Below are 2,086 nucleotides of genomic sequence, written 5' to 3' on the forward strand. Positions count from 1 at the left end.
GGGGGGGGCAGTGGGGCGGCGCTTCAACACCCCGCCGGGGGGGGGGCTGCGGGGGGGGGGCGGGCCAGGGGCCGCGCCGTTCGTGACCACCGCGCCGGTGCTGCTCGGTTTCCTCGTCGTCGCGCAACTGAGCTGCCTGCCGGTGCACCGGATGCGGGACTGGCCGTATCTGCATCTCGCGCGGACACTTCCGGTGGTGTTCGCGACGGTCGCCTTCATCGCGGTTGCCGGGCTGAGTGATGCGCGCGGGCACGTGGGCGCGGTGCTGGCCGCCTCGATCGCCGTCGCCGTGGTCGGGCTGGCGGGAACCTTGCTGGTACAACGCATCCGGCCCACCGACGTGACCGCGAGCTATGCGCTGGCGGCGGCGGCCGCCCCGCTGCTGGTGGCCCCGCCGACACTGCTCGACCGGTGGCCCGCCGTCGCGCTCGCGGCCTGCTACGCGGCGGTGCTGCTCGCCGTCGCCGCCGCCCACCTGGCGCCCGCCACCCGCGCACGGACCGGGATCACGAGTCACACCGCTGTGGTCGCGGCGGTGCTCGGCGCGGTCGCGCTGCTGGAAGCCTGTGTGGGCGGGGCGAATACGCGGACGCTGGCGCTGGTGCTTTTCCTCGCGGCGCTCGCCTTCTCCGGGGTGGCCGGACACCAGCGTTCGCGCGTCGCGGCGGTGCTCGGCGCTGCCTTCGCCGTCCTCGGCGGCCTGGTCTTCCTCGACGACGCGGGCCCGGCCGTCCTCGCCTCCCGGGTGCTCGCGCGGGATCACCTCGGTATCGACACCGCCGTCACGGCGCTGGCGGGACTTGCCGTGCTGGCGGCGACGGTGTGGAGCCTGCGCCGCATGTCCACGGCGGCAGGCTCGGCCGGTGCGGGGAACCCGGTGGTGTGGGTGGCCACCAGCGTGGCCGCGCTGTACCTGGTGAGCGCCGCCGCGGTCGCCGTCGGCGTCGCGGCGGGCGGAACGGACGGGTTCGTCGTCGGCCACTGTGTCGCCACCATCCTGTGGATGGCGGGTGCGACCGGCGCGCTGTTCCACGGCCTGCGCAATCTCTCGGCCGGATCGGGCGCGATCGTGAAGGTGGCCCTCGGCTCCGGCCTGCTGCTCACCGCCGCCGCCATCGCCAAGCTGTTCCTGTTCGATCTGGCCACGCTCGACGGCTTCGTCCGCGTCAGCGCTTTCCTCGCCGTCGGCGTCCTGCTCCTGCTCACCGGCACCCGCTACGCCCGTGCCTTCGCCGAGGCGGGGGAGCGGGCAGGCCGGGAGCGGGACGCGGTGCCCAGCGGCGCCGCGCCCGGTGCGCCCGGCCCGGCGGGGGATCAGTCCGTGTCGTCCTGACGGCGCAGCAGTTCGTCGACGCTCACCGACTGGTCGTCACCGCTGTGGTGGCGGCCGTCGTCGGCTCCCGGCTGCGCGCCACGGCCCTCCTCGCCCGCGCCCTGGGGGCGCTTGCGGGAGGAACGCAGTTCGGCCATCCAGTTCTCGATGCTGGCCCGGTTGTCACCGCCGGGCAGGCCAGGACCGGCCGCGCCGGGAACGGGCGGGACCTGTCCGGCAGGGCCGCCACCCTGATCTCCCCCGCCCGCGCCGGGGCCGTTCGGGACCGGACGGGGTCCGGCCGGGTGGGCGCCAGGGCGGATCGGCGGAGTGCCGTGAGCCGGCGGGATGCCGGTGGTTCCGTTCGACGGTGCGCCGGGGCCGATCACACTCGGGCCGGGAGTGCCGAACGCCCCGCCGCGCGCGTCCGATCCGGCGCCAGGGCGGCCGGGGGTGCCGGGTCCGCCGGATGTGCCGGGTCCGCCGGGTGTGGCGGAACCGCCGGGTGCACCGGGAGGAGTCGCTCCACCCGCGGGCCTGCCGGGCGCCCGCGGCGTGCCGTTCTGTCCGGGACCGGCGGGTGCGGGACGGCCGCCGGGATGCGGACGGGTGGGCTCACCCATCGAGACGTCGGCGGGCGGACGCGGCCGGACGGGTGGTACGGGGCGCGGCGGTTTGGGCGCGGCGACCTCGGACTGTTCCGGTCCGATCGGCGGCGGTAGCGACCGGCCGGACCCGCCGTGGCCCTGCCCGGCGGACGGCGGCGTGGAAATC

2 protein-coding genes are annotated in these 2,086 nt (G+C 76.7%); one reads left to right on the forward strand and one right to left on the reverse strand.

Features of this window, described 5'->3' with window-relative positions:
- Positions 1 to 1,333: DUF2339 domain-containing protein (locus QH283_RS21220; protein ID WP_280504727.1), on the forward strand; the 1,333-nt coding region annotated here is incomplete at its 5' end.
- Here QH283_RS21220 and QH283_RS21225 read toward each other — a convergent pair.
- On the reverse strand, positions 1,315 to 1,470 hold the full coding sequence (locus tag QH283_RS21225) for a hypothetical protein (protein WP_280504728.1): 156 nt from the start codon (positions 1,468 to 1,470) through the stop codon (positions 1,315 to 1,317). The genes QH283_RS21220 and QH283_RS21225 overlap by 19 nt on opposite strands.
- Positions 1,471 to 2,086 lie beyond the last annotated feature (616 nt).

The sequence above is a fragment of the Nocardia farcinica genome (genome assembly GCF_029867845.1).
Classification (GTDB): domain Bacteria; phylum Actinomycetota; class Actinomycetes; order Mycobacteriales; family Mycobacteriaceae; genus Nocardia; species Nocardia farcinica_A.

Coding starts and splice junctions, on each gene's coding strand:
- QH283_RS21225 (WP_280504728.1), bottom strand. CDS start 1,470: ATGGCCGAACTGCGTTCCTCCCGCAAGCGCCCCCAGGGCGCGGGCGAG.